This is a genomic window from Bacillus sp. JJ1122, assembly GCF_036964885.1.
Lineage (GTDB): Bacteria > Bacillota > Bacilli > Bacillales > Cytobacillaceae > Mesobacillus.
Window position 1 is genome coordinate 362070 of record NZ_JBALQL010000014.1, and the last position, 22572, is coordinate 384641.

The window sequence follows — 22572 nt, forward strand, 5'->3', positions numbered from 1 at the left end:
AGCACGAAAAAACCAGTGCTGTTATCCTAAAATATAATTTTTTCCTCAAAAATCGTTACTTCCTTCAGACGCTTCCTGTTAAGTTCAAAACCGATTCCTGGACGATCCGGCAATGTAATGGAACCACCTTGGACTTTAATTTCAGGATCGATAATATCTTTTTCCCAATAGCGGTCAGAACCGGAAATGTCACCTGGAATGGTGAACCCTGGCATTGAAGCTAGAGCGAGATTATGGGCTCTGGATATTCCGAATTCGATCATTCCACCTGCCCAGACAGGAATACCCTTGTCTGCACAAAAATCATGGATCCTCTTTGCTTCCCCTAAGCCGCCTACCCGGCCAATTTTTATATTAATGACTTTACAGCTTCCTAGCTCGACTGCTTTTCTTGCATCATTAAAGGTTAGGATGCTTTCATCAAGGCAAATTGGCGTCGAAATTTGAGACTGGAGCTTGGCATGATCAACAATATCATCATAGTCCAGTGGCTGCTCAATCATCAGCAGGCCATATTCATCCAGAGCCTTAAGGCGCTCGGCATCTTCTAATGTATAGGCGGAGTTCGCATCAGCCAACAATAGCAAATCCGGAAACTTTTTTCGAATCCCTGCGATAAACTGAATGTCATTTTCCGGGCTGATTTTCACTTTCACACGAGTATAACCTTTTTCTAGATAGCTTTCTATCTGAGAGATCGCAGCTGGCAAATTAGGATTCCCTACGACAACGCCAGAAGGAATGGTGTCGACCGTCCCTCCCAGCAGTTTCGATAACGGCTTACCCTCCCGCTTCGCCTGCATGTCCCACAAGGCTGTTTCAATCGCCGCTTTTGCCATTTGGTTTCTTCTGATTGAACTGAACATAGCAAGGGCTTCATCAGGGTGGACTATTCCTTTCTCCTTGAGTAGTGGAATGATAAAATCCTTAAGTACATGCCAGGATGTCTGAACAGTTTCTTCTGTGTACCAGGGTGAGGAAAAGGCAACTCCTTCACCGAAACCGCTGACGCCATCTTTTCCCTCCACTTCAACAATAATTGCTTCCCTTTCGGTTACTGTACCTAAGTGGGTTGTAAATGGCTGCTTTAATGGCATTTTTATCAAAGATAATTTGATTGACTTAATATTCATGGACGCCCCAATTCAAGCCATTCCCGCAGCTTTCGCCTTAACAATTTTTTTGCAGCATTTCTGGGCAGGCTGTCGACAAGTAAGATTTTTTTCGGAAGCTTGTACTTTGCAAGCTTTTGCCCGCAAAGCTCGAGTAATTCTTCCTCTAAGTCATCAACTCCATCCTTCTGAACAATAAACGCAACCGGAACCTGTCCCCATTGTTCATCCTCTGCTCCGATCACACCGGCATCCGCAACGCCTTGATGAGAAAGCAGTACACCTTCAATCTCAGCAGGGTATATATTCTCTCCGCCAGAAATAATCAAATCAGAACGCCGATCAAGGACATACAGGAAACCATCATTGTCTAAATAGCCTATATCCCCTGTGTGTAACCAGTGATCACGAATTTTGTCTGCTGTTTCGTCCACTCTGTTCAGATAGCCAATCGTAACATTCGGCCCTTTGACAATGATTTCTCCTTCAGCTCGAGAAGGAACTTCAATCCCATCCACGTCAACAATCTTAATCTGGTTAGGAAATAATGCTTTCCCTGCTGAACCTAACCGTTCAATGCTGTATTCTGGTGACAGCGTTGCGAACTGTGATGATGTTTCAGTCATCCCGTAAGTTTGAAATACTGGAATTTGCTTTTCGAGACAGTTCTCGAGCATCGGAAGTGGCGCTGGACCGCCGCCAAGCAGCATGCACCTGAAACTTCTCGGCAGTTTCTCCCCGCCCAGCTCATTCAGGATTCTCCTAAGCATAGTACTGACGACCGACATCACTGTAATTCTTTCACTGCGAATATCTTCTATTGCCTTCCGTTCATTAAAAGTGTTGTGCAGAACCACTGGCATACCATAAATCTGGCTTCTCATTAAAATAGAATAGCCGCTGATATGAAAGATTGGCACAGTACACAGCCATTTATCCTGTTCATGCAAGCCAAGATTTAGTGCTGATGCTGTTGCACTCCACCAATGATTTCCGTAAGTCTGCATGACGCCTTTTGGATTACCCGTTGTTCCCGACGTATACATAATCGTTGTGACATCCTGCATGTCAAATTCCTCGAGGATGACCGGCTCAGCGCTATCGACCTTATGAAGTTCTTCTGTACTGATTGAGTGGAAATGAATATTAATAGAAGCAGCTTTATTCCTAAAACCCTCTTCATAAATGAGCAAATCTGCTGAAGAGTCATTCAGCTGCCATGATAATTCCTCGGCTGTAAGGCGATTGTTAAGAATAACCGTGCGTACTCCAGCCATTTGCAAAGCATACAAAATGATTGCTGAATCTGCCTGATTAGAAAAAAGAACAGCTGCTGTAGAGTCAGTAGCAAAGCCAAGAGCATTAAGCCTTCCGGTTATATCCTTCGCCTTTTCAAAGACTTCTTTAAACGAATATGTATGTCCTTCAAAAATTAACGCTTCACGATTCGGAGTCAACTCTGACCTTTTTTTCAGCCAGTTTGGCATCGATGCTCCCATTTTGTAACCACCTCTTTGATTTTACATATACCTTACATAATCCTATTTGCATGACGATGGATCATACATCTAACACATTTGCATTTATACGAAAACAGCCTGATGGATATCCATCAAGCTGTTTTTTACTGCATTTAAAATAGACAAAGGATCAAGGGAACCTTGGGAACTGGCCAAAGTCTGGCTTACGCTTTTCCTTGAAAGCATCGCGGCCTTCTTTTGCTTCATCCGTTGTGTAATAAAGCAATGTTGCATCTCCCGCCATTTGCTGAAGCCCAGCAAGTCCATCCGTATCTGCATTCATTGCTGCTTTTAAGAAGCGAAGTGCTGTAGGGCTCTTTTCAAGGATTTCTTCACACCACTTGAGTGTTTCCTCTTCAACCTGGTCAAGAGGCACAACCGTATTGACAAGACCCATATCAAGTGCTTCCTGAGCATTGTACTGGCGGCATAGGAACCAGATTTCGCGTGCCTTTTTATGGCCAACGATTCTTGCTAAGTAGCCAGAACCGTATCCAGCATCGAAGCTGCCTACTTTAGGGCCAGTCTGGCCGAAAATAGCGTTGTCAGCCGCAATTGTCAAATCACAGACTACGTGAAGGACATGGCCGCCACCGATTGCATAGCCTTTTACCTGAGCGATAACCGGCTTAGGGATTACACGGATCAAACGCTGAAGGTCAAGGACATTCAAACGAGGAATCTGGTCTTCACCAACATATCCACCATGTCCGCGAACCCTCTGGTCTCCGCCTGAACAGAATGCATCATCTCCAGCACCTGTTAGAACAATAACTCCAACGCTGGAATCGTCACGTGCATAAGCAAAAGCGTCAATCAATTCCATTACCGTCTTTGGTCGGAATGCATTGCGCACTTCTGGGCGATTAATGGTGATTCTAGCGATCCCATTATAAGTTTCATAAAGAATATCTTCATACTTGCGTTCTGAAACCCATTCTACTGTCATTAAGAAAACCTCCTATTTATGTATTCGACAAAAACTCATTTACTATTGTACCAAATTTTTTCGGTTCTTCCACATGAATTGCATGTCCGCAATCTTTTATCGACAAATGATAAGCATTTGGAAGCTTTGAAACCATTTCTTCTGCAATGTCACAGAACTTTGTATCCAATGTACCGGTTACCAGTAATGTTTCAAAATCAAAGCCCGCCAGCTTGTCCCACCATGAAGGCTGCGCCCCGGTCCCCATCCCCCTCAGGCTGTTTGCAAGGCCAACCGGGTTATTTTGGAGCCTTTGACTCCTTATTTGTTCCCTGACTTTGGCAGGCAAATTCAATTGTGATTGAAAAAGGGGAATCGACTCCCAATATTCAATGAACGTTTTCAACCCAGCCTCTTCAATCTTTGATGCAAGATTATGGTCCTGTTGAATTCTGGTTTTCTTTTCTGATTCCCTTTTTAATCCTGGAGTCGTACTTTCCAGCACCAGTTTCCTTACCTTATCAGGATAGAGACTGGCAAAGGTGATGGCCACTCGCCCACCCATTGAATACCCAAGTAAATCTGTTTTCTCAATTCCCATCATGTCTAAAAGAACTTTCAGATCATTTGCCGCATTCACGATATTATATCGGTCTGCCATATCAGGGGAATCTGTTTGTCCATGTCCAATCAAATCCACCATAACAAGAAGAGAATGTTTTTCCCATATAGGACAAAACGGCTTCCATGTAGAAGCCGCACCTGTAAAACCATGGAGCAACAGCAGTGGAAAACCATCTCCGCACTTCTCGACATTATATCGGACGCCGTTTATCATGGTTATCATTGTTTGTCACCTTTTTGCACTAATGTTATTTCCCGGGAAACAGATTTCCACAAATCTCGATGTTCTGTCAGGTTTCTATCCCTCATTGTCTGGATTTCCATCACTTTCAAACCACTTATTTTTTGATTTTGAATGAAAACCTCTTCAAAATGATCCCAGTCCTTTATTACATCGAATTTCCCTTTATACATTTCGACAACATGGCTGAAATCAAGATCCAGCGGTGTGCCAAAAAGCCTTTCAAAATGCTTTGGCTCATTTGCCTGAGGAAGGAATGAAAAGATTCCGCCGCCATTATTATTAATCAATAAAATATTGATGTTAAGGTTATACATTTTAGCTGCCATTAATCCATTCAGATCATGGTAAAATGTAAGGTCTCCAAGCACAAGATAGCATGGCTGCGAAACGCTTGCCACTCCCAGTGCTGTTGAAACAATTCCATCGATTCCATTTGCTCCTCTATTTGCCATCACCTTGATGTTCTTGTTATTGAAAAAGAAAAATGAATCAAGGTCACGGATTGGCATACTATTGCCGACAAACAGCGTTGAGCCTTCCGGAAGCATCTCAGCAAGCTGATAGAATAGTTTCCCTTCACTCATTTCTTCCACCTCTGAAACGACAGACAATTGTTCTTTGGCAATGTTATTTGCTGTACGCCATGTCTCTAGGTATCCTGAATTGTTTACAGAATCAATAGAACTGCGCACCTTCTTGCAAAATACCACTTCGTCGCAATATAGCATGTCAGACGCTGACATCGATGGCTCGCGCCAGCCTGCCCCGCCATCAATTACAAATTGGCGGGCATCTCGGTTTTCTATTATGAAAATGGTCAATGCTTTTGAAATCGGCATCGCTCCAAAGCGGATGATCAAATCAGGTTTCAATGCTTCCTTCGCATCCTCAATCCTCAAAAATGCATCATAGGCATCGATTATATAGCTGCTGTCATGCTTCCCACTCCGCAGTTGTGATAGAGGATCCGCTACAATCGGGAACTTCAGCTGGTCAGCCAGGGCAATCACTTCCTCGGCAAACTCTTTGCTGTCGATTTGGCCGCAAACAATGATTCCCTTGCGATAGGCTGAGAAATCCTCACTGATTTTGCCAAAGACCTCATCCGAGAGGCTCAAATGTCCTGTATGTATGTCAACATATCCTCCAGATCGTTCAGCCAATTCAAATAATCCCTCATCCATTTTTGGAATTAGCGGTTCTCTGAACGGGAAGTTCAAGTGGACTGGCCCTGCTGGATAACCTGAAGCTATTGCTGCAGCCCTTGCACATACAGTGCGTGCATAACGGATCATTTCATCTGTTTTTTCCGGCGGCGCCATTTCAACGTACCATTTTACATTCTTTCCATATAGGTGAATCTGATCTATCGCCTGGGGTGCGCCAACATCCCGAAGTTCATGGGGGCGGTCTGCAGTCAAAACGATTAATGGAACGCGAGAAATGCTCGCTTCGATCACAGCGGGATAATAATTGGCTGCCGCTGTACCTGAAGTGCATAGAAGCGCCACAGGCCTGCTTGTCGCTTTAGCAATCCCAAGGGCAAAGAATGAAGCCGAACGTTCATCCACATGCACATGGATTCGCAAATCAGGATGCTCAGACATCACCAATGCCATTGGAGTCGATCTCGATCCTGGACTGATGACAACATCCTTCACTCCTGTTTTTGACAACTCCGCTACGAACGCCGCGATATATGCTGTTAAACCTTCCTGGTGGCTCATGATTTTTTTCCTCCAAGTGCTGCAAGCATCGGACGGAACTTGATGCTAGTCTCTTTATATTCACTTTCAGCATTAGAATCCGCTACAATTCCGCAGCCCGCAAACAATGACGCTTCATTGCCCTGTATTAGTCCGGATCGAATCGCAACGGCGAATTCCCCATTGCCGCGATAATCAAGCCAGCCTAGCGGAGCGGCATAGAGACCGCGATCGAGCTGTTCCACTTCTCTGATCTTATCCACTGCAGCCTGTTTAGGCAGTCCGCCAAGAGCAGGCGTAGGATGCAGTCTATTCACCAAATGCAGTATAGAAGTACCTTCACGGTTTTTCCCGATTACAGGTGTATACAAATGCTGAATATATTTCATTTTCATCAATTCAGGCTGATCCGGGAGAATGACCTCATCACATGTTTCCTGCATAGCTGCCTTTATCATATCGACAACATATTGATGTTCGATTAGATTCTTTTGGTCATTTAGAAGCTCATCGCCCAATTTCTTATCTTCATCTGGAGTAGTGCCTCTGCCGATCGATCCTGCAAGGCACGCTGAAAACAGGCTTGACCCGTCCTTCTTTACCAGTCTTTCTGGGGAAGCCCCGATAAAGCAGTCACCATTTGATTCAAAGGCGAAAGTAAAGCTTTCTCTTTGCTCATCAAGCAAATTCTTCAGGACGCTTTCTGCCTGGATGGTATCAGTAAAATGAAGACGCAGCTCCCTTGCAAGCACCACTTTTTTCAGCTCGCTGTCACTAAAATCATGAACAACTTCAGTAATCGTTTCTTTCCACGCTTCCGGATTCATCTCAACAATTTCTTTCATCTCAAGTTGGGCCAGTACAGGCTTATGGTTTGACAGAGAAAGGACTTCCTGACGCTCTTTCATGACTTTCTCAAATAAAGATAAATCATCATGCTGAGTGCAGACTAAATTGGTTGTAAAGTAGGCCTCACCTTTGAAGATGGTCAGCATATATTTCGGCAAATGGAAAAGAGCAGCTGAAAACTTGGACCACAAAGCAGTCTTCTCTTTCAGCGGATCGAAAGAAAAACCGCCAAACAACGATGGTCCTGTGCCATTTACCTTATAACTATTATAGACAAGAGCGTTTTCTGTGAAGCGCTTCCACTCTTTTTCAACATGAAAAAAGCGGTCAGCATCCTGATCCGACTGTATTTGCGCGCATATTCCCAAGCCAGCAATGACGAAATCACCTTCTGGGTCCTTCCAGAAAAAGCGTTCTCCTAAAAATTTGTCCTTTCCTGAAGCAAAAAAATAAAATGGATCTATATTTTCTATTTTATGGACTTCGCTGACCAGTATAGACTGAGATAGTCCTTTGGCCCGCTCAATCGCATCAAGAATTCCCTGTCTTAGTTCTGTTTCTCGAATGGCAACCAAAAAAATCCCCCCAATAACAGCCTCTCATCTGTTATCACACGTTTAAAAGCTTATTTTAAGATACACCTCATAAATAACTATGTCAATTATAGCAAACTGCACAAAACTAGTGTTTTCCTTATTATATATTAACACCTTTTTCAAAAGGTGTTTCCCACAAAGCTTGCTGTTTTCGTGCTCCTGATCGTTGGGGTATCTTTTCTTTCATATTATCATTAACTTTTCATATATACCGACTAATTATCCAAGATATTAGCTCTATTATACAGGGCTGTTGATTTTCGTTCCAGGCGCTTCGCTTTCCGCGGGGCTGGCGCTGAGCCTCCTCGTCGCTTTGCTCCTGCGGGGTCTCATCTGACCAGCTGCGCCCGCAGGAGTATACGCGCCTTCCACTACAATCAACAGGGTTTAGAAATCAAAATCAGCTTTAACAGAGCCTTAAAAATAAAAACCAACAAAACAATACAACCAACAAAATCTTCCATATAAAACACGAAAATACTAATTGACAGTGCTTATGTGAAAATCTACACTTATTATTGTAAGGCAATTTTGCCTAGATGTTAAACATCTTTTTGACAAATTTGGCTCATTTAGATAAAATAATTAGGTTTGATATATTGATATTAAGGGAGAGAATTAGATATGCAACCACAGCTACAGCCTAGTTCTTCACCATTGACTGGATCTGATTGGAGAGTCTGGTGGCAGCTTACACGGCCCCATACACTTACAGCTGCATTTGCCCCTGTCCTGCTGGGCACTGCTTTAGCTATAGAAACAAACGGAATCCATTGGGGATTGTTTCTTGCAATGCTGATTGCGAGCTTGCTGATCCAGGCCGCGACCAATATGTTCAATGAATATTATGATTATGTTCGCGGTCTTGATAACGAGAATTCAATAGGGATTGGCGGAGCGATTGTCCGTCACGGCATTAAGCCGAAAACAGTTCTAAACCTGGCTTTCAGCCTTTACGGAATCTCTGTCCTTCTTGGTGTATATATCTGCATGAACAGCAGCTGGTGGGTTGCTGCTGTCGGGGTTATCTCCCTTGCTGCTGGATACCTCTACACTGGCGGTCCGCTTCCAATTGCTTATACTCCATTTGGAGAGCTTGTCGCAGGCTTTTTCATGGGCGTCCTGATCATTCTGATTTCGTTTTACATTCAGACAGGTACGATAACAGAAACGAGTGTACTCGTCTCAGTGCCAAGCTTCCTGCTGGTTGGAGCGATCCTCCTGGCAAATAATATCCGTGACCTTGATGGTGACAAGGAATTTGGCCGCAAGACATTGGCAATCCTACTTGGACGAAAAGGAGCAATCAGATTGCTTGCGGGAATGTTCATCATTTCTTATGGCTGGGTGATCGGGCTGATTATTACCGGAGTTGTTTCACCATGGCTTGCACTGGTTGCCCTCAGTATTCCCAAGGCAATTAAGGCTACAAAAGGTTTCATTGGCAAATCAAATCCATTGCAAATGATGCCGGCAATGGCAGCAACTGCACAGACCAACACAATTTTCGGATTCCTGTTGTCTATCGGAATTTTCATGGGATTAATATAAGACATGAGAAGCTTCTGCCTTTGGCGGAAGCTTTTTCTATGTTTCTTAAAAGTCCAGGCGGGTATTTAGTATGTATGATTCATATCATACTAATGAAACCTAAGGATGTGTAAATATGCTGACAAATGAACAGCTTAACGAATTAAAGCAAACACTTATAGATGAAAAAGAAATGTTGAATACCCAAATCGAAGCTAATAGCGAGGAAGGATATCTGGATGGGAGCCAGCGCGAAGCAACAGGTGAATTATCCTCCTACGATAACCATCCGGCTGACAGTGGAACAGAATTATTTGAACGCACCAAGAACTTTGCAATGGATGAGCATCATGAAGCCCAAATAGAAAAAATCGACAACGCCCTGAAAGCTATTGAGGGCGGAACATATGGCAAATGTGCAGAATGCGGAAAAGAAATTCCGTTTGAACGACTTGAAGCTGTGCCATATACTCTATACTGCGTAGAGCATTCACAGGAACAAAACTTGTCCACTGACAGGCCTTCCGAAGAGGATGTTCTCGAACAAACTCACAACACAGACTTCGACCGCAGGCAAAATGAAGAAATGACCGATAACCGAAACAGTTTTAAGGATGTTGCGGAATTCGGTACTTCTGAAACCCCGGCAGATTTTACAGGCGATCATACGGACTATAATAAACTGTACATTGATAACGAGAAAGAAGGAGGTTTCACTGAAGATTATGAGTCATTCAGCGCCACAGATATGGATGGCAGCGATCGACAGGTCTTCCAAAGTGAAACAGAGGAAGAATACGAAGATATGCTTGATGACGCCGGCATGGAATCACAGCTTGGGGATATCCCTTATAAAGAGGAAGATAGCTATTTAGAAGATAGAAAAGATGAAGATAAAAACCGATCAAAATAATTTAGTATAGCCATACGGCACAAAAGGCTCAGGTTTATAACCTGAGCCTTTTTGATCTGATTTTCCCTAAATAAACAATAACAGCCTAAAAAATTTACAATTATCCCCTGTAGGATTTAATATTAATCTATAATCACGGACAGGGAGCTGGTAATTTTGGATAAATTTAAAGTAGGTATAATTGGGACAGGTTTTGGTGCCAAGGTTCATGCCCCAATGATGAATCACCATGAGGGATTTCATGTTGTGGCAATTTCAAGTGTATCAAGGGGCAATATCGAAGAGGCACGGAATGTCAGTGGAATAGATAAAGTATATACTGACTGGCAGCAGATGCTCGAACAAGAAACTCTAGATTTAGTAGTTGTTGCTTCTGCAGTAAATTTACATAAAGAAATGGCAGTTGCTGCTTACAAAAAAGGCTTTAATGTAGTTTGTGAAAAGCCAATGGCTTTGGATACAAAAGAATCAAATGAGATGATTGCAGCAAGAGATTATGCAGGAAAATGGGGGCTTATCAACCATGAATTCCGCTTTCTGCCGGCACGAACAAAGGTAAAAGAAATTTTAGAAAGTGGCAGACTAGGGAAGGTATTGCATGTCCGCTACCTGTGCTCCTTCGCTAATTATACTGCCCTTATTTCAAAACCCCGCGGCTGGCTGGGACAGGAAGAAAGTGGCGGAGGTATGCTTGGTGCACTTGGCTCCCATATGATCGATTCTCTTCAATGGTGGCTGAACAGTAAATTTAAAGAAGTGTATGGCCAGTTGCCAATCCATATTCCTGTACAGACCGATCATAACGGAATTAAAGAACAGAGGACAGCTGATGATGCATTCCAGATCATTGGCACTCTGGAAAATGGGACCTCTGTAACGGCCGAGCTAATTTCTGCGGCACTTCAAACTGAAAACACATGGCGACTTGAAATATTTGGTACGGAAGGTACACTTGTTATGCTGGACGATAAAAAGGTTCTGATATCCGCTGGAAATTCCCTTTTTGAAGAAGTTGAATTAGTACCTGATCTAGAAGCACCTCCAAGCATGCCCCAAATCGCAGCAAGATACTATAATGGATTCCAAAGAGCTTTAGATGCACTCCATGCAACCCTGGTTTCCGGAAAAAAACACCCCTATCTTGCCGATTTTGAAGATGGATCTTCCACTCAAAAGGTATTAGATGCTATCAGGAAATCTGCGCGCGAAGGAAGAAAAGCAGAAGTCAAGTAAATGTAATGGATTCATAAATTAAGAAAGTGACGTGTGCTAATACACTCGTCACTTTCTTTATGGTATTTAGTCTTTAATTTCATTGGGAAACTAATTCAGTTTACACCTTTAGGGAAGACTTTATTTTCCAAATCTGGTCCGCATATTCGGTAATGGTCCTGTCGCTTGAGAAAAATCCTGACTTTGCAATATTAACGAGGCTCATCTGCAGCCAGGCATTGCGGTCCAAATATTTCCTGCTAACCTCCTGATGGGCAGTGGCATAGGAATCAAAATCTCGCAGAACAAAATATTGGTCATTGTGACCAAGCAAGGAATCGTAGATCTCAGTAAAATGATTCTCTGTATCCGGGAAAAATCCATTAATCAGCTGATCCACCACTTCACGGATACGCTTGTCATGATGGTAATATTCGAGTGAATGATAACCGCCATTGTTTTGGTAATCCAGCACTTCTTCAGCGGTCAAGCCAAACAGGAAGATATTATCCCGGCCAACCAAGTCTTTGATTTCCACATTGGCACCATCAAGGGTACCAAGCGTCAATGCACCATTCATCATGAATTTCATGTTACCCGTTCCGGAAGCTTCCTTGCTTGCTGTTGAAATCTGCTCGCTGATATCCGCAGCAGGGAAGATTTCTTCTGCCAAAGACACCCGATAGTTTTCGAGGAAGACAACCTTTAGCTTCTCATTTACGGCTTGATCGTTATTTACCTTGTGGGCAACACTATTAATCAATTTTATGACCTTTTTAGCAAAGTAGTAACCTGGTGAAGCTTTTGCTCCAAAAATGAAAGTCCGCGGATACAATAAAGCTTCAGGATCCTCCTTAAGAGCATTATACAAATGCATGATGTGGAGGACATTCAGCAGCTGGCGCTTATATGCATGCAGCCTTTTTACCTGAACATCAAAAATCGATTCAGTATCAATTTTCAAACCAGTTTTATCAAAGATCCTGTTTGCCAATCTCAGTTTATTTGCCTGTTTAATAGCATGCATTTTATCAAGGAAAGCAGAATCTTCTCTAAACCTCATTAACTCCTCAAGCTGTTGAGGTGCTGAAATCCATTCAGCTCCAATTGAATCCGAAATCAACCCAGACAATTCCGGGTTGGCTTTCAATAGCCAGCGGCGATGGGTGATTCCATTTGTCTTGTTATTGAAGCGCTCAGGATATAACTGATAAAATAAATTCATTTCGCGATTTTTTAATATTTCTGTATGGAGCATGGCCACACCATTGATACTATGGCTGCCAACAATAGCTAAAGGAGCCATCCTGACCTCTCCATGAGCAATAATAGCCATACTTTCAACCCTGCCCCATTCACCAGGATATTGCTCCCAAACCTGCTTGCAAAAACGCTCGTTTATTTCCTCGACAATCATAAATATCCGAGGCAGCAGCGGTTTGAATATCCTGATCGGCCATTTTTCAAGTGCCTCTGCCAGAGTCGTATGATTTGTGTATGAAAGTGTTTCAACGGTAATATGCCATGCATCATCCCAGCCGAGCCCTTCCTCATCCATCAATATCCTCATCAATTCAGGAACAGCAATCGCAGGGTGAGTATCATTAATATGGATGCTGACATAGTCATGGAACTCTAGCAAGCTCTTATTCTTCTTTTTAAAAGATTGCACGATTGCCTTAAGGCTCGCTGCTACAAGGAAATATTGCTGTTTAAGGCGAAGGATCTTGCCTTCATCATGTGTGTCATCAGGATATAAAAACTCGGAAACGGATTCTGTATCCTTTTTATACTTGAAAATATCAGCATTAGCCGGAAACCTGGATGGTTCCGCATTCCAGAGCCTCAAGGTGTTGACTGTTTCAGTCTGGTAACCGATGACAGGCAGGTCGTAAGGAACAGCCATGATCGTCTCAGCATTTAAATGCCTGAACACTAGGCGGCCATTTTCCATCCGGCTTTCGACTTCACCCCAAAATGGGATTTCAACCGCATCGTCTGCTTTGCGTACTTCCCATACGTGTCCGTGACGAAGCCATTGTTCAGGAAGCTCCACTTGATACCCATCAACAATTTTCTGCTCGAACAACCCGTGTTTATAACGGATTCCACAGCCATGACCTGGCAAATCCAACGAGGCAAGTGAATCCAGAAAGCAAGCAGCCAGACGGCCGAGCCCGCCATTGCCAAGCCCAGCATCCGCTTCGATTTCCTCCAGGTGGTCCAGATCGATCCCCAGTTCTTCAAGTCCTTTACATACCACTTTCTCAACGCCCAAATTAATAAGATTATGGCGAAGCAAACGACCCAGCAAGAATTCGATTGACAAGTAATATACCTGCTTCTTTGCTCCTGCGCGGTACAGTTCGTTCGTCTTGATCCAGTCTGCGCTCACATGCTCCCTGATCATATGCCCGAGAGTCTGGAACTGCTCCCGGCTTGTGCTCTCTTCGAAGCTGGTTCCAAACATCATCTCAAGCTTTTTCAAGAAAGTGGTTTTGAATTTGGGAACACTAGAAAACATGCGATTCACTCCTTGAGATGAGATCAGAATACAACTCATTGTATTGTTTAGCTGATTGTGCCCAGCTGTAATCTGTTTCCATGGCATTTCTGGCCAGTCTTTCCCATTTTTCTTCTTGGCGGAAGAGTGATATTGCTTTTTCAATTGTAAACAGCATGTCATGGGCATTGAAATTTTTGAAGGTAAAACCGTTCCCCTCACCGTTAAACTCATTATACGGCTGGACAGTGTCATTCAGGCCGCCCGTTTCCCTGACAACAGGAACCGCCCCATAACGCATCGCAATCATCTGGCTCAGCCCGCAAGGTTCAAATTGTGAAGGCATGAGGAAGATATCAGCGCCCCCATAAATCTGATGAGCCAAATCTTCATCAAAGCCAATATATGCCTTGCATTGTTCAGGATATTTTTCTGACATATCCCTGAAGAATTGTTCAAATTCAGGGTCTCCTGTACCCAGGACTACTAACTGTATTCCAGTCGCCATTATTTCATGGAATACACCTGTGACTAAATCAAGTCCTTTTTGTTTTGTTAATCTGGTTATCATCGCTGCAACTGGTATTTCTCTGCTTTCCGGAAGTCCAAAAAACCGCTGAATATCTAGCCTATTTTCTACTCGCAATTCATATGATTCCGGACTGAAGTTGCTGGCAAGACCAGCATATGTTTTAGGATCATACAAATCGTGATCAATTCCGTTCAAAATTCCTGTCAGGTCTTCACGTCTCTTTCTCAAAATACCATCAAGCTTTTCTCCATAGTAAGCTGTCTGGATTTCATCCTTATAAGTAGGGCTGACAGTAGTAATATGGTCAGCAGAAATTAAAGCAGCCTTCATGAAATTAGCGTTGCCGAAAAACTCAAGCTGCTCTTTATTGAAATAACGGCTGTCAATGTGCAGCAAGTCACCGAGAATTTCACGAGGGAAAATGCCCTGAAACTGAAGGTTATGAATCGTGAATACTGAACGGATTAATCCATAGCCAGGCTTCTTATAATATTCTGTCCTCAATAAAAAGGGGATCATCCCTGTGTGCCAGTCATGGCAATGAATGACATCAGGAAAAAATTCAACTTCAGCGATAAAATCGAGTACCGCTCGATTAAAAAAGGAAAAACGTTCACCATCATCATAATGGCCATAAAGCGAATCCCGTTTGAAGTAATATTCATTGTCAACAAAGTAAAAGGTAACTCCCTCGTAAACCAGCGTTTCAATCCCGCAATACTGGGAGCGCCAGCCTACCTGTACGCTATACTCTTTCACTTGCTTCATTTCAGAGCGGAATTTTTCCGGAATCATCCCGTACTTCGGCAAAATCACCCTTACATCTGCTCCCAGCTTTTTTAATTCCTTGGGCAGAGATCCGGCAACATCTGCCAAACCGCCAGACTTGATGAATGGGACACACTCCGAAACTGCAAACAATACTTTCACGATCCAGTCCTCACTCCCTGAACCGTACCTTTTCGGATGACAGCTGGTGAACCTTCTGGCGCTGTAATAACAGTACCTGCTTCAATGCGCACATCTTTATCGACAATAACCGATTCCAAAATACAGTTCTCCTTAATTTGTGTTTTTTGCATGATGATACAGTTACGGATAACTGTATTTTTCCCGATTTTGACTCCCCTTGCGATGATGCTGTTCTCCACGGTTCCTTCAATCAGCCCGCCGTTTGCTACCATTGAGTTCCGGACGGATGCCTCTTTTTCATAGCGGGTAGGAGGCTCATCCTTGACCTTTGTTAAAATTGGCCGCTCTTTAGGAAATAGCTGCTTCCATACTTCAGGATTCAGCAAATCCATGCTGGCAGTATAATACTTATCAATTGTATCTACCATTAGTGCATAACCATCACATTGAAAATAGCAAAGCTTAAACTGGCTATCGATATCTGTTACGACATCTCTCATGGTCGAATACCCTGTTTCATTTCTTGTAGCAATCAAGTCCATCAAAAGGGTTTTCTTAACGAGGTATATGCCAAGCGAAGCTCCGTCCTTCTGTACTTCAGTAATATCACAACCCGATTTTAGATGCCAGTCAAGCAACGGCTGAAAATCCATATTAAAAACAGTATACGAATTGGAGATTAACGCATACTCCTGTGTGCTGCGTTCGAAAAAGTCGATATTATCGGCAAAATGGTCAAGCGACCCTATTCCTGGATGATGGGGCTGATCCAGATTAGGCGTAGGGAAGAAAAACAAGCCATCCCTTTTGCGGTTTAAATCCCAGTTCTTTCCTGATCCTAAATGGTCCATCAGTGACCTGTATTGAAATTTCGGAAAAATCGCCACGCTATTGATGCCTGAATTCACCATATTGGATAGGATGAAATCAATCAAACGATATCGCCCGCCAAATGGTATGGCTGCAACAGATCGGTGAAGAGCCAGTTCTTGGAGATCGTCGTGAACTGTTGTTGCGTCTATTACTCCCAATAATTGTTTGTTCATTTCTCTTTCCTCCCGTAATCGGATCAATTAGACTGCAATTCTCCGATTGTCTCTTCCGATACTAAAGTGATTTCATTACTATCAAGTCCCGGTCCAATAATTGTTCCGTCTGGCACACGTACTCCTGGGGATACAATGGCTTTTTCAATCCTGCAATTAAGTCCGATCACCGCATCCGGCATAATCACCGATTCCTTTACTACAGCACCCTTCCTTACTGTCACTCCCTGAAAGACAACTGACTTGGATACTTCCCCTTCAATTTTGCATCCCTCATTGACAAGAGAATCCGTCACTTCGCCTTCCGGACAAATGTATTGCGGCGGCTGATTAGGGTTTACTGAATAGATTCGCCATGACTGATCAAACAGGTTCAATTCGCAGTTCCGGTCCAATAAATCCATATTCGCTTCCCACAGGCTTTGAACAGTTCCTACATCCTTCCAATATCCTTTAAATGGATAGGCAAAAAGTTTCTTTTCTTCTTTTAGCATTAAAGGAATGATATCCTTGCCAAAGTCATGGCTTGATTCAGGATTTTGATCATCCCTTATCAGATATTCCCTTAAAACGCTCCATTTAAAAATATAAATCCCCATAGAAGCAAGATTATTTTTTGCATCTTCAGGTTTTTCTTCAAATTCAGTAATTTTCAATTCAGAATCGGTGTTCATAATGCCAAAACGATTTGTTTCCTCCCACGGTACCTCGATGACAGATATGGTAGCATCCGCACTCTTTTCAATATGGTAATCAAGCATCAGTTCGTAATTCATTTTGTAAATATGGTCACCAGAAAGAATCAGCACATATTCAGGGTCATATTGGTAGAGATAATTCAAATTTTGATAGATCGCGCTTGCGGTTCCGGAATACCATTTCACCTCGGATGTTTCAGCGTATGGCGGCAGCACAGTCACACCGCCATCCTTTCTGTCAAGGTCCCACGCACTTCCTATCCCGATATAAGAGTTCAGTAAAAGCGGCTGGTACTGTGTCAATACACCAACAGTAAAGATTCCCGAATTCGTGCAGTTGCTAAGAGGGAAATCAATGATCCGATATTTGCCGCCAAAAGGGACAGCTGGCTTAGCTAGGTTCTTTGTCAATGAGTGCAGCCGGCTTCCTTTTCCTCCTGCCAACAGCATTGCTACGCATTTCTTCTTTTGCATGATTGTTTCTCCCCTTTCTTTTGATAACAGGACGTAAAATCGAAATTCCGAATGGAGAAATATTCATTTCTATAGAATATGGCCTTCCATGGAAGGCTATTTCTTTCGCTTCAATCACCTTTTTATTGATAAAACCAGAGCCCCCATATGGCGGGGAGTCGCTGTTCATTATTTCCCGGTACTCACCTGGCCTTGGTACTCCGATCTTATAATCGCTGTATAATTTTTCAGTAAAGTTGCAGACAATCACAAGTATTTCTTCCGGGTTCTTTCCTTTTCGAATAAAGGAAAATATCGACTGCTCATGGTTATCCGCATCAATCCATTCAAACCCTTCATAGCTCTGGTCCACTTCATATAATGGCTTTGAACGTTTGTAAAGTTTCATTAACTCCTTCACATAAACGTTCATTTTTTGATGCATTTCATAATCAAGCAGACTCCAGTCCAACTGCTCCTGGTCTTTCCATTCAGAGAACTGTCCGAACTCAGTTCCCATGAAAGTCAGCTTTTTCCCAGGATGTGCTGCCAAGAAGCCAAGCAATAATCTGAGCTGCGCGAATTTTTGCCAGTAATCTCCAGGCATTTTATCAAGCAATGCCTTTTTACCGTGGACCACTTCATCATGTGAAAAAGGAAGAACAAAGTTCTCAGAAAAGGCATACAAGAGAGAAAAAGTTACTTTATCATGTATATGCTTCCTTTCATGTGATTCTGTCTCCATATACTTTAATGTGTCATTCATCCATCCCATGTTCCACTTGTATGTAAAACCAAGCCCTCCATACTCCACAGGAGCTGTCACCTGAGGCCAATCAGTCGAATCCTCAGCAATCATCAAAGCAGCAGGCTCATATACCTTTACAGCCCTATTCAGCTTCTTTAAAAACTCCACTCCATTCGGATTAGCAGTCTGAACTGAATTAGGCCAGTAGATGATATTAGCCACAGCATCAACCCTAAAGCCATCAATATGATATTTTTCAAGCCAGAATAAAGCACTGGAAATCAGGAAGCTTTGGACCTCTGTTTTTCCCAAGTCAAAATTGGCCGTTCCCCAGACACGATTTTCACGATCATTTTCATATTGATATTCATAAACATAGCTGCCATCAAACTGGTACAGCCCATGCGCATCCTTGCAAAAATGTCCTGGAATCCAGTCAAGGATTACTCCAATTCCATTTTGATGGCATAAATCAACGAAATACATAAAATCATGCGGGGTGCCATATCTGCTAGTAACAGAGAAATAACCGGTAGATTGGTAGCCCCAGGAGATATCGAGCGGATGCTCAGTTAGTGGCAATAATTCGATATGTGTATATCCATGCGTTAAAATATATGGAATCAGCTCATCTGCCAGTTCACGGTAAGTAAGGAAAGAGCCATCTGCTGCCTTTTTCCAGGAGCCTGCATGCAGCTCATAGATATACATAGGTTCCTCCAGGCTGCTTTTCCTCTCCCTCTTCTGCAGCCACTTATAATCACTCCATTTATAACCTTCGAGTGGATAAACAATTGAAGCTGTATTCGGCCTAAGCTCTGAAAAGAACGCGTATGGATCTGCCTTTAAAAACCTCTCACCTGCCTGGGTTGTGATTTCATACTTATAAATCGTCCCAGAGAGGTCGCCTTCTAGTACAATCTGCCATACACCTTCATTATTCACTTTGTGCAAACCAAAACCGTTTCCATCCCATTGATTAAAGTCCCCTGCCAGACTCACAGCCCTGGCGTTTGGAGCCCACACACAAAATCGAGTATATGTATTAGATTCATTTTTAATGACATGCGCACCAAATAAATTGTAACTCTGGTACAAAGTGCCTTCATGGAATAGATGCAATTCAAACTCTGTAGGATTGATTACCAAACCCTTCCACCTGCCTTTATTAGAACATGCTTAATATTTTTGGAAACACCCTTTTTCAGTAGTATTCTAGTTAGCAGCGCGAAATCCTTGTAAACATTTTTTTAATATTTCGACAATAAAACTTAATATAATATTAATATCGACAAACACTGACAATTGGTAGCGCTTTAATGTACTAAATCTTCCAATTACGCGAATTATGTTGAAGGAAAGTTTGCTGATCATGAGAAGAGAATAATATTTTTTCAGAGGAAATGTTGAAATCACTCAGATGAAAGATAGTAATAGCAGTAAAAATATTATTAATATGATAACGTTTTCATTTCTACTTAGAAGTTCCTTATTACTTATTGAATTTTATGAGGCGAATATCACATTCTTTATTAGTGGATAAGGAGGTTTTGTACTATATATAGATAAAAGATATACACCTAGGAGCCCTACGCAATTTGTATAAAGAAAACCTGGCGTTATCTGGTTGCTTAATGATTTAACTAACTGGAAGTTCGATTGATTTACCTAATTCCGATTTTATTGAACCTAAAATCATTCTTATTTACCCAATGCAAGATTTTATTAAACCTAAATTGTGTTTAATCTGTTTAGGAATTAGTGAATTAGTAAAAAAACAGCTAACTTTTTGGTTCAGTCTGTCTTAAAGCTCTTTTAACCGAAGGATGTATTAAAAGCAATTGAGGTTTTAGAAACACCTGTTGAATTATGTGGACGGCGCGAGACCCCTTGAAAATGCTATCCCATTTCCTTCGTGGGCAGGTAATTGAGGAAGCATTTCAAAGTTCTGCTGGATGAACGCGTCTTGTGGTACATAGGTGAAAATGACCGCCTGAGTATCATCTCAAACCTAAGGCGCGTCCATTGACATGGCTGCCCCGGGCCCCGCCAAAGTAGAATTTGGTCTATGAAAAGCCTACTGTAAGGCTTTTTCACATTTCTTCCGAGGAAAGCGGATGGCTGGAGCGGAAATCAACAAATAAGGTTAACTTAGCCAAAAAGAAAAAAAGCCGTTAGCAATTTTGCTAACAGCTTTCCTTATGACCCCTACGGGATTCGAACCCGTGTTACCGCCGTGAAAGGGCGGTGTCTTAACCGCTTGACCAAGGGGCCTTATGGCGGAGAAGGAGGGATTTGAACCCTCGCGCCGGTTACCCGACCTACACCCTTAGCAGGGGCGCCTCTTCAGCCTCTTGAGTACTTCCCCATATGGCTCCGCAGGTAGGATTCGAACCTACGACCGCTCGGTTAACAGCCGAGTGCTCTACCACTGAGCTACTGCGGAATAATAAAATGATAAAAAAAATGGGCCTAAATGGACTCGAACCATCGACCTCACGCTTATCAGGCGTGCGCTCTAACCAGCTGAGCTATAGGCCCTTATGGAGCGGGTGAAGAGAATCGAACTCTCATCATCAGCTTGGAAGGCTGAGGTTTTACCACTAAACTACACCCGCAAAAAATGGGGCGACTGATGGGAATCGAACCCACGAATGCCTGAACCACAATCAGGTGCGTTAACCACTTCGCCACAATCGCCATATTTCAAAATGCATATTAAATTAAAAAAAAATAAAGGTGGCTCAGGACGGAATCGAACCGCCGACACAAGGATTTTCAGTCCTTTGCTCTACCGACTGAGCTACTGAGCCACAAATGGCGGTCCCGACCGGGATCGAACCGGCGATCTCCTGCGTGACAGGCAGGCATGTTAACCGCTACACCACGGGACCAAAGTTTTTTTCAAATGTATTACTTGAAAAAAACTTAATTGCGGGGGCAGGATTTGAACCTGCGACCTTCGGGTTATGAGCCCGACGAGCTACCGGGCTGCTCCACCCCGCGACGGTAATAAATGCAAATTAAATTATGGAGGAGGTAGAGGGATTCGAACCCCCGCGCGGTGTTACCCGCCTGTCGGTTTTCAAGACCGATCCCTTCAGCCGGACTTGGGTATACCTCCGTGAAATAACAAACAATATATGGTGGACCTTGTAGGACTCGAACCTACGACCGGACGGTTATGAGCCGTCTGCTCTAACCAGCTGAGCTAAAGGTCCATGTTTAGCCTAGATTGAATAGGTTCAACCAGATTGTAAAATTGGTAGCGGCGGAGGGGATCGAACCCCCGACCTTACGGGTATGAACCGTACGCTCTAGCCAGCTGAGCTACACCGCCAAATTAAATTTTCAAAAAGATATGGTGGAGCCTAGCGGGATCGAACCGCTGACCTCCTGCGTGCAAGGCAGGCGCTCTCCCAGCTGAGCTAAGGCCCCATATTATATCAGTAGCATGGTCGGGAAGACAGGATTCGAACCTGCGACCCCTTGGTCCCAAACCAAGTGCTCTACCAAGCTGAGCTACTCCCCGATATAGAGTAAAATATTGGCGCGCCCGAAAGGAGTCGAACCCATAACCTTCTGATCCGTAGTCAGACGCTCTATCCAATTGAGCTACGGGCGCATATGATGTTAAATCGAAAATGGTGCCGAGGACCGGAATCGAACCGGTACGGTAGTCACCTACCGCAGGATTTTAAGTCCTGTGCGTCTGCCAGTTCCGCCACCCCGGCTAAGGAACTTTTGGAGCGGAAGACGGGATTCGAACCCGCGACCCCAACCTTGGCAAGGTTGTATTCTACCACTGAACTACTTCCGCATACATATTTTTTTTTAGAAAAAATGGTGCGGGTGAAGGGAGTCGAACCCCCACGCCTTGCGGCGCCAGATCCTAAGTCTGGTGCGTCTGCCAATTCCGCCACACCCGCATATAAAGTTGAAATGGTGAGCCATGAAGGACTCGAACCTTCGACCCTCTGATTAAAAGTCAGATGCTCTACCGACTGAGCTAATGGCTCGTACGTTTGTAATTAGGTTAAAGATGGTGCCGGCGAGAGGACTTGAACCCCCAACCTACTGATTACAAGTCAGTTGCTCTACCAATTGAGCTACACCGGCAAATGTAATGGTGGAGGATGACGGGATCGAACCGCCGACCCTCTGCTTGTAAGGCAGATGCTCTCCCAGCTGAGCTAATCCTCCATTTGAAACTGCCCGGCGACGTCCTACTCTCACAGGGGGAAACCCCCAACTACCATCGGCGCTGAGAAGCTTAACTTCCGTGTTCGGTATGGGAACGGGTGTGACCTTCTCGCTATCGTCACCAGACATTTTTTAAAGACAATATCTATTATATCGTCTTTTATGCAATTTGCAAGAGGAATTTTTCATTCCCTCAAAACTAGATAATGTGTAAGAAGAATTAGAAGAACGAGTAATCTATTT

14 protein-coding genes, 21 tRNA genes and 1 rRNA gene are annotated in these 22572 nt (G+C 43.3%); 3 read left to right on the top strand and 33 right to left on the bottom strand.

Annotation, left to right across the window (positions count from 1 at the left end; all coding sequences use genetic code 11):
• Positions 1-26 precede the first annotated feature (26 nt).
• The 6 genes from menC to V7201_RS09735 form a co-directional block, all read right to left on the bottom strand.
• Entirely contained in the window at positions 27-1133 is a 1107-nt protein-coding gene (menC, locus tag V7201_RS09710; RefSeq protein WP_335376561.1) for an o-succinylbenzoate synthase, read from the bottom strand.
• Positions 1130-2611: an o-succinylbenzoate--CoA ligase gene (locus V7201_RS09715; protein ID WP_335376562.1), complete on the bottom strand. Its 1482-nt coding sequence runs from the start codon at positions 2609-2611 to the stop codon at positions 1130-1132. Before V7201_RS09715 ends, menC begins: the two co-directional genes overlap by 4 nt.
• 151 nt (positions 2612-2762) lie before the next feature.
• Positions 2763-3581 (bottom strand): 1,4-dihydroxy-2-naphthoyl-CoA synthase, encoded by an 819-nt coding sequence (gene menB / locus V7201_RS09720; protein ID WP_335376563.1) that lies wholly within the window; start codon positions 3579-3581, stop codon positions 2763-2765.
• A gap of 16 nt (positions 3582-3597) precedes the next feature.
• The gene (menH, locus tag V7201_RS09725) at positions 3598-4407 is read right to left on the bottom strand and encodes a 2-succinyl-6-hydroxy-2,4-cyclohexadiene-1-carboxylate synthase (RefSeq protein ID WP_335376564.1); all 810 of its coding nucleotides are present in this window, start codon (positions 4405-4407) and stop codon (positions 3598-3600) included.
• Positions 4404-6155 (bottom strand): 2-succinyl-5-enolpyruvyl-6-hydroxy-3-cyclohexene-1-carboxylic-acid synthase, encoded by a 1752-nt coding sequence (menD, locus tag V7201_RS09730; RefSeq protein WP_335376565.1) that lies wholly within the window; start codon positions 6153-6155, stop codon positions 4404-4406. The genes menH and menD overlap by 4 nt, the downstream gene beginning before the upstream one ends.
• Entirely contained in the window at positions 6152-7558 is a 1407-nt protein-coding gene (locus V7201_RS09735) for an isochorismate synthase (RefSeq protein WP_335376566.1), read from the bottom strand. Before V7201_RS09735 ends, menD begins: the two co-directional genes overlap by 4 nt.
• 645 nt (positions 7559-8203) lie before the next feature.
• Here V7201_RS09735 and V7201_RS09740 point away from each other — a divergent pair.
• The 3 genes from V7201_RS09740 (at position 8204) to V7201_RS09750 (ending at position 11255) form a co-directional block, all read left to right on the top strand.
• Positions 8204-9130, top strand: a complete 927-nt coding sequence (locus tag V7201_RS09740; protein ID WP_335376567.1) for a 1,4-dihydroxy-2-naphthoate polyprenyltransferase — start codon at positions 8204-8206, stop codon at positions 9128-9130.
• Between the two features lie 115 nt (positions 9131-9245).
• Complete coding sequence (locus V7201_RS09745) at positions 9246-10022, top strand: TraR/DksA C4-type zinc finger protein (protein ID WP_335376568.1); 777 nt, start codon at positions 9246-9248, stop codon at positions 10020-10022.
• Positions 10023-10178: 156 nt separating this feature from the next.
• Positions 10179-11255 (top strand): Gfo/Idh/MocA family protein, encoded by a 1077-nt coding sequence (locus V7201_RS09750; protein WP_335376569.1) that lies wholly within the window; start codon positions 10179-10181, stop codon positions 11253-11255.
• 100 nt (positions 11256-11355) lie between these two features.
• Here the strand turns inward: V7201_RS09750 and V7201_RS09755 are convergent, their stop codons facing one another.
• The 27 genes from V7201_RS09755 to rrf all read right to left on the bottom strand — a co-directional run bounded on the left by V7201_RS09755 (position 11356) and on the right by rrf (position 22455).
• A complete protein-coding gene (locus tag V7201_RS09755; protein ID WP_335376570.1) occupies positions 11356-13758 on the bottom strand; it encodes a glycogen/starch/alpha-glucan phosphorylase in 2403 nt (800 codons plus the stop codon).
• Positions 13748-15199 carry a glycogen synthase GlgA gene (gene glgA / locus V7201_RS09760; protein WP_335376571.1) on the bottom strand — a complete coding sequence of 484 codons (1452 nt, stop codon included), beginning with the start codon at positions 15197-15199 and terminating at the stop codon, positions 13748-13750. The genes V7201_RS09755 and glgA overlap by 11 nt, the downstream gene beginning before the upstream one ends.
• Positions 15196-16227, bottom strand: a complete 1032-nt coding sequence (locus V7201_RS09765; protein ID WP_335376572.1) for a sugar phosphate nucleotidyltransferase — start codon at positions 16225-16227, stop codon at positions 15196-15198. The genes glgA and V7201_RS09765 overlap by 4 nt, the downstream gene beginning before the upstream one ends.
• A gap of 23 nt (positions 16228-16250) precedes the next feature.
• Positions 16251-17399, bottom strand: a complete 1149-nt coding sequence (locus tag V7201_RS09770; protein ID WP_335376573.1) for a glucose-1-phosphate adenylyltransferase — start codon at positions 17397-17399, stop codon at positions 16251-16253.
• The gene (glgB, locus tag V7201_RS09775) at positions 17317-19275 is read right to left on the bottom strand and encodes a 1,4-alpha-glucan branching protein GlgB (protein WP_335376574.1); all 1959 of its coding nucleotides are present in this window, start codon (positions 19273-19275) and stop codon (positions 17317-17319) included. The genes V7201_RS09770 and glgB overlap by 83 nt, the downstream gene beginning before the upstream one ends.
• Before the next feature lie 1053 nt (positions 19276-20328).
• Positions 20329-20400 (bottom strand) — tRNA-Glu (locus V7201_RS09780).
• A 3-nt stretch (positions 20401-20403) separates the two neighbouring features.
• A tRNA-Ser gene (locus V7201_RS09785) sits at positions 20404-20494 on the bottom strand.
• A gap of 3 nt (positions 20495-20497) precedes the next feature.
• Positions 20498-20572: transfer RNA gene (locus V7201_RS09790), tRNA-Asn, on the bottom strand.
• A gap of 21 nt (positions 20573-20593) precedes the next feature.
• A tRNA-Ile gene (locus tag V7201_RS09795) sits at positions 20594-20667 on the bottom strand.
• Between the two features lie 3 nt (positions 20668-20670).
• Positions 20671-20744 (bottom strand) — tRNA-Gly (locus V7201_RS09800).
• 6 nt (positions 20745-20750) lie between these two features.
• Positions 20751-20826: transfer RNA gene (locus V7201_RS09805), tRNA-His, on the bottom strand.
• 40 nt (positions 20827-20866) lie between these two features.
• Positions 20867-20939: transfer RNA gene (locus V7201_RS09810), tRNA-Phe, on the bottom strand.
• A 5-nt stretch (positions 20940-20944) separates the two neighbouring features.
• A tRNA-Asp gene (locus tag V7201_RS09815) sits at positions 20945-21020 on the bottom strand.
• 38 nt (positions 21021-21058) lie between these two features.
• A tRNA-Met gene (locus tag V7201_RS09820) sits at positions 21059-21132 on the bottom strand.
• Between the two features lie 25 nt (positions 21133-21157).
• Positions 21158-21250, bottom strand: a tRNA-Ser gene (locus V7201_RS09825).
• Between the two features lie 20 nt (positions 21251-21270).
• Positions 21271-21347, bottom strand: a tRNA-Ile gene (locus V7201_RS09830).
• A gap of 42 nt (positions 21348-21389) precedes the next feature.
• Positions 21390-21466: transfer RNA gene (locus V7201_RS09835), tRNA-Met, on the bottom strand.
• A gap of 22 nt (positions 21467-21488) precedes the next feature.
• Positions 21489-21564: transfer RNA gene (locus tag V7201_RS09840), tRNA-Ala, on the bottom strand.
• A gap of 17 nt (positions 21565-21581) precedes the next feature.
• Positions 21582-21658 (bottom strand) — tRNA-Pro (locus tag V7201_RS09845).
• Positions 21659-21674: 16 nt separating this feature from the next.
• Positions 21675-21751 (bottom strand) — tRNA-Arg (locus V7201_RS09850).
• Between the two features lie 20 nt (positions 21752-21771).
• Positions 21772-21860 (bottom strand) — tRNA-Leu (locus tag V7201_RS09855).
• An 11-nt stretch (positions 21861-21871) separates the two neighbouring features.
• A tRNA-Gly gene (locus tag V7201_RS09860) sits at positions 21872-21946 on the bottom strand.
• Positions 21947-21970: 24 nt separating this feature from the next.
• A tRNA-Leu gene (locus V7201_RS09865) sits at positions 21971-22055 on the bottom strand.
• Between the two features lie 14 nt (positions 22056-22069).
• Positions 22070-22145, bottom strand: a tRNA-Lys gene (locus tag V7201_RS09870).
• Positions 22146-22169: 24 nt separating this feature from the next.
• Positions 22170-22245 (bottom strand) — tRNA-Thr (locus tag V7201_RS09875).
• An 8-nt stretch (positions 22246-22253) separates the two neighbouring features.
• Positions 22254-22329, bottom strand: a tRNA-Val gene (locus V7201_RS09880).
• A gap of 10 nt (positions 22330-22339) precedes the next feature.
• A 5S ribosomal RNA gene (gene rrf / locus V7201_RS09885) occupies positions 22340-22455 on the bottom strand.
• Positions 22456-22572 lie beyond the last annotated feature (117 nt).